Source organism: Actinoplanes sp. NPDC051633 (assembly GCF_040681735.1).
GTDB lineage: Bacteria > Actinomycetota > Actinomycetes > Mycobacteriales > Micromonosporaceae > Actinoplanes.
Genome location: NZ_JBFAZH010000610.1, coordinates 1 through 4,800 on the forward strand (window position 1 = coordinate 1; position 4,800 = coordinate 4,800).

At 71.1% G+C, this 4,800-nt stretch carries 7 protein-coding genes; 6 read left to right on the plus strand and 1 reads right to left on the minus strand.

What is annotated here, in order from left to right:
• From AB0M20_RS27850 to AB0M20_RS27875, 6 genes are all read left to right on the plus strand, one after another.
• Positions 1–437: DUF6766 family protein (locus AB0M20_RS27850; protein ID WP_364303120.1), on the plus strand; the 437-nt coding region annotated here is incomplete at its 5' end.
• A gap of 87 nt (positions 438–524) precedes the next feature.
• Positions 525–713, plus strand: coding sequence for a hypothetical protein (locus tag AB0M20_RS27855; protein ID WP_364303122.1), 189 nt, complete (start codon positions 525–527; stop codon positions 711–713).
• Positions 670–1,473 carry a hypothetical protein gene (locus AB0M20_RS27860; protein ID WP_364303124.1) on the plus strand — a complete coding sequence of 268 codons (804 nt, stop codon included), beginning with the start codon at positions 670–672 and terminating at the stop codon, positions 1,471–1,473. The genes AB0M20_RS27855 and AB0M20_RS27860 overlap by 44 nt, the downstream gene beginning before the upstream one ends.
• Before the next feature lie 32 nt (positions 1,474–1,505).
• On the plus strand, positions 1,506–2,549 hold the full coding sequence (locus AB0M20_RS27865) for a hypothetical protein (RefSeq protein WP_364303126.1): 1,044 nt from the start codon (positions 1,506–1,508) through the stop codon (positions 2,547–2,549).
• A gap of 19 nt (positions 2,550–2,568) precedes the next feature.
• Positions 2,569–3,471, plus strand: coding sequence for a TIGR03619 family F420-dependent LLM class oxidoreductase (locus AB0M20_RS27870; RefSeq protein ID WP_364303128.1), 903 nt, complete (start codon positions 2,569–2,571; stop codon positions 3,469–3,471).
• 71 nt (positions 3,472–3,542) lie between these two features.
• Positions 3,543–4,091: a DUF3558 family protein gene (locus tag AB0M20_RS27875; RefSeq protein WP_364303130.1), complete on the plus strand. Its 549-nt coding sequence runs from the start codon at positions 3,543–3,545 to the stop codon at positions 4,089–4,091.
• 40 nt (positions 4,092–4,131) lie between these two features.
• Here the strand turns inward: AB0M20_RS27875 and AB0M20_RS27880 are convergent.
• Positions 4,132–4,800 (minus strand): beta-1,3-glucanase family protein (locus AB0M20_RS27880; protein ID WP_364303132.1); only part of this gene is annotated, 669 nt, incomplete at its 5' end.

The window sequence follows — 4,800 nt, forward strand, 5'->3', positions numbered from 1 at the left end:
GGCTGCTGCAGAAGGGCTCGCCCGAGTCCAAGAGCCTCGACAAGGCCGGCCTCGAGTCGGACGAAGACCAGAAGGTCGGCGAGCACGCGGACGAGGACTCCCCGAAGTGGGCGAAGGTGCCCGGCGTACGCCGGAAGATCTTCTCCATGTCCCTCGGCCTGGTGATGGGTGCCATCTTCCTCGGCTCGTGGGCGGCGCAGTCGATCGCCGGCGTGGCCGCCTTCAACGAGGAGCAGCTGTCCAACCTGCAGGATCCGGTGTCGTGGGCCGAGTACCTGATGATGCCCGACTTCTGGAACCGCACGCTGCAGAACTGGCAGTCCGAGCTGCTCGCCGTCGCGTCCATCGCGATCCTGGCGATCTTCCTGCGTCAGCGCGGATCCCCGCAGTCCAAGCCGGTCGGAGCACCACACTCCGCTACCGGAATCGAAGGTTGACACACCCGCGTTTGTATTGAATTCGTCCTCTTGGGGTACTGTGCCGCCGCTTGAAAGCGTCGACCATTGCTGAGAGGAACGTCCGAAATGACGGATCCCGACCCTCGTGGACAGAACCCACTGTCCGCCGAGGACATCGCCGCGGGCGAACGGTACGCCGAGCCGCACGATCCCGGCCGGCCGGAGGACTACGCCGGCGAGTTCGTCCCCGACCCCTGGGAGGAGGCGCCGGATGGCCAGCTGGATCCTGGTTCCCTGCCTGGTGAGCCTGCGTAACGAGTTCAACGCGCTGGCCCCCCGCCGGGACAAGTCCAGCGACGGATCCATCGGTGACGCCGCGCACGCATCCTCGTCGAGCGACCACAACCCCGACGAGACCGGAGCCACGCCCTACGAGGACTCCGACTCGCGCAACGAGGTGCACGCCATCGACGTGGACAAGGACCTCCGCAAGGCCGGCTGGTCCATGCAGAAGGCGGTCGAGATCATCGTCACCCGGCACCGGTCCGGTCAGGACAACCGGTTGCAGAACGTGATCTACAACCGCTACATCTGGTCGCGGTCGTGGAGTTGGGCCGCCCGCACGTACACCGGGTCGAACCCGCACGACAAGCACGCACACTTCTCTGCCCGTTATACGAGCACCCAGGAGAACAACACCCGCGCCTGGGGCCTACTGGAAGCCGAGGACGACGACATGGCCACGATCACCCAGTCCGACTTCAACGCGCGGATGGACGCGTGGTGGAACAGCCGGATGTCACCCTCCGCCAAGGACAACGCGGCGCGCACCGCATTGCGGGTGGCGCCCTGGCAGCAGGAGGTCGGCCGCTCCGACAAGTCCACGCACCACGTGCTCTTCACCGAGATGTACGGGATGCTCGAGCAGCTCGTGCAGGCCAGCCCGGAGGCCGCGGCCCAGGTCGCGCTCGCCGCCATGGCCGAGACCGGCCGGTCCACCGAGGAGACCGCCGCCGCGCTGAGGTCGGCGCTGGGTGACCGCGCCGAGGAGGTCGGCCGACTGCTGGTCGCCTGATCCACCCCGAGTCCGCGGGGACGTTGATCACCATGAGTGTCCTCATGGTGACGGCAAGTGTTAGTTTGTTCGGCGTGCCCGCGGACTCCCCTCTCTCCATCACCGCTCGACACCATCCGGTTCCCCGGCAGCGGCCCACCCGGCGCGCCGTCGAGCCGCTCCGGGCACCCGTGGAGACGGCCGTCGAGGTGGCCCGGGGCCGCATCCGCCGGAGCTACCGCCTCGAGGCCGCCCAGCTGCTCGATCGCTGCATGCGGGCCCGGCGAGAGGACGGCATCGAGGATCAGGCGCTCGCCGAGCGGTGGGCGTACGCCCAGGACCGCCTGACCGGCAACGGTCGCACGTCGCTGCAGCCGGCCGTGCTGCAACGCGTGATCGCGTGGGTGACCCGCGAGGAGTTGGCGGCCACCGAGCAGGCCCTGGCCGCCGACCGCCCCTTCGCCGCGGCCCGCTTCGCGCTCGCCGCCGACCGCATCGACGACCGCGGCACCAGGTCGGCCTTTCTGCACGCCCGGGCGCTCTACCGGGCGGCCGAGAAATCGCTGGCCCGAGCCGCCGAGGTGGGCGAGGCCGACGCCCGCGCCGAGGCGCCCGACGCGGTCGGCCCGGCCGACTTCACCGGGCTGACCACCGAGCCGCCGGGCAGCGCCGGCCCATCCGCGAACGACCCGCGCCGCTCGGCCACCGCGCACCTGCAACGGGCCGACCGCTGCCTGCGCAAGGCGATCCCGATGATCCTGCGCGCCTCGGCGGACCCCGGGCTGCGACTGGAGTGCGACTACCTCTCCGACTCGGTCGAGCGACGGCTGCACGCGCTGACCGAGCGCCGGGCCTCCACCGACCGGATGGCCGCCGCCTGCGCCTGCCTGGTCGACTACGACGCGTTCGTCCGGCACTACGCCGACCAGGCGTTGCGCTCACCGGCCGACCGCAGCAGCTTCCGCTCCTCGCTGACCGCGCTGGCCGCCCGCATCGACCGGCTGCTGGCCCGGTCCCCGGCCGGCTCCGCCGAGGCCCGGCTGCTCACCACCCTGGCCGCCGGCGTGGCCAACATGCAGCGGGCGTTCACGGTGTAGTGCCACTACGGTTGGGCGCATGTTGATCAGCTGCGGCTGCCCGGTCGCGGGCGCATGGGCCGACCCGATGTCGCTGACCGGTTTCGCGATGCGGGCCGAGGAGCTCGGCTACCACGGCCTGTGGACCTTCCAACGGCTGCTGGTCGGCGCCGGGGAGCAGATGGCGCCGGTCTATCACAGCGTGCTCGACCCGCTGCTCGCGCTCACCTACGCCGCGGCGAGGACCACCACCATCCGGCTCGGCGTGGCGGTGATCAATCTGCCGTACCTCTCGCCGGCCTATCTCGCCAAGCAGGCCGCCACCCTCGACGTGCTCTCCGGCGGCCGCGCCGACCTGGGGCTGGGCACCGGGTGGTCCGAGGTGGAGTTCGCGGCCACCGGCTCCGACCCGAACCCGCGCGGCCCCCGCACCGAGGAGTATCTGTCGGTGCTCCGCACGCTGTTCACCGACGAGGTCGCGTCGTTCGACGGCGAGTTCTACCGGCTCCCGGCCAGCACGATGGCGCCGCGACCGGTGCAGCCCGGCGGTCCGCCGATCCTGCTGGGCGGCACCGCCGAGTCGGCGTTGCGCCGGGCCGGGCGGATCGCCGACGGCTGGGTGAGCAGCAGCCGGGCGAGCCTCGACGACATCCGGCGGGGTACGCAGATCGTCCGGCAGGCCGCCGAGGAGGCGGGCCGCGATCCCGACCGGGTCCGCATCGTCGTCCGCGGCGTGGTGCAGGCCGGCCGGCGCGACGACGGCATCCCGCTCTCCGGCGACTGGGCGCAGATCAAGGGCAATGCCGAGCTGTACGCCCAGGCGGGCGTCACCGAGCTGTTCTACGACTTGAACTGGGATCCGCTGATCGGCTCGCCCGACGCCGACCCTCGCGCGGCGGGCGAGCGGGCCGAGGAGATCCTCACCGCCCTGGCCCCGCGCTGAGGTCTCCCGGCTTTGTGTCATCACCCGCGCGCGGGCTGTCGTACCCCGGGCCTGACCTGCAGGCTTGTCGCATGAAACGCAGCCTGCTCCCCGCCGCACTGGTCGCCGTCGCCCTGCTGACCGGGTGTTCCATGGTGACCGGTTCCGACACGGACACGGCGACCGCGGGCACGCCGACCTTGGCGCCGTCACCTGGTCCGTCCGCCTCTCCCACGCCGTCCGCGGTGTCCGGACTGGGGGCGGTCAAGGACTCCGGCGACCTCCCCGACCCGTGCACGCTGCTGACCGACGCCCAGGTGGTCGAGCTGACCGGGCGCAAGATCACGCAGCAGGACGAGGACGGGGCGGCGCCCGGCACGACCACCCGCTTCTGCCAGTGGCAGCAGTCCGGTGGCCAGCTGGTGGTGTTCGTGTCCCGCACCACCGCGTCCGACTACGAGGTGAAGATCAAGGACGCCACCCCGGTGAACGACCTGGGCGACAAGGCGTTCCAGCTGGCCGGCCACCTGTACGTGCTCTACGGCACCGTCCAGCTCGACGTGTACTCCAGCGGGCAGAGCGACGAGGAGAACATGGAGACCGCCAAGCGGGTGGTCGAGGTGCTGCTCCCGAAGGTGTGACGTCACGGCGCGCCCCCGTGGAGGCGCGCCGTGATCGGGGTCAGAACTCGGTCAGGTGGATGCCGATCGAGGCGGGGTCGCCGGCGTGCACGAGCGACTCCTGGTTGGCCACGTCGTCGAAGGCGAACGCGTACGCCTTGCCGTCGACCATGTTCTCGTGGATGAGCTTGTTGTAGAGGTTCGCCGGCTCGGTGCGGTAGAACTCCGCCGGGTCGGTGACCGGCTCGACCGTGCTCGTGCCGAGGGTGCCCCGCTGCAGGGCCGCGCAGAGGCTGCGGGCGATCGGGCCCACGACGAGGTCGTTCGGCGCGCCCAGGTTGCCGTCGCAGCCCCAGACGTTCGAGGTGCTCGGCTTGGTGAATGTGGCGACCTGCGCCCCGGTGCTGTCCCGGAACGCGAGGACGTCGCCGGAGGTCCGGCCGGTGAAGATCTTGTCCGGCTGGTCGGCGAACGGCTGCACCGTCAGGTCCCGGTCCGCGTAGGCAGCCCAGGCCGAGGCGATGTAGTCGTCCAGGTAGTCGGACGGGAAGCCGCCGGCGTCGGCGCCCTTGCCCGGGGACAGCGCACGCAGCACGGTCCCGTCCTCCCTGGTCTGCACGAGCTTGGAGAAGTTCGGATCGGCCTGCAAGCCGTTGATCACGGCGGCGCGGCCGCCCGGTTTGAGCAGCCCGGTGCTGAGCGTCTGCCCGTCCGAGCCGGTCACGCTGAC

Excerpts from the sequence above, each read along its gene's own strand:
- AB0M20_RS27855 (WP_364303122.1), top strand. The coding sequence starts at position 525 with ATGACGGATCCCGACCCTCGTGGACAGAACCCACTGTCCGCCGAGGAC.
- AB0M20_RS27860 (WP_364303124.1), top strand. The coding sequence starts at position 670 with ATGGCCAGCTGGATCCTGGTTCCCTGCCTGGTGAGCCTGCGTAACGAG.
- AB0M20_RS27865 (WP_364303126.1), top strand. The coding sequence starts at position 1,506 with ATGAGTGTCCTCATGGTGACGGCAAGTGTTAGTTTGTTCGGCGTGCCC.
- AB0M20_RS27870 (WP_364303128.1), top strand. The coding sequence starts at position 2,569 with ATGTTGATCAGCTGCGGCTGCCCGGTCGCGGGCGCATGGGCCGACCCG.
- AB0M20_RS27875 (WP_364303130.1), top strand. The coding sequence starts at position 3,543 with ATGAAACGCAGCCTGCTCCCCGCCGCACTGGTCGCCGTCGCCCTGCTG.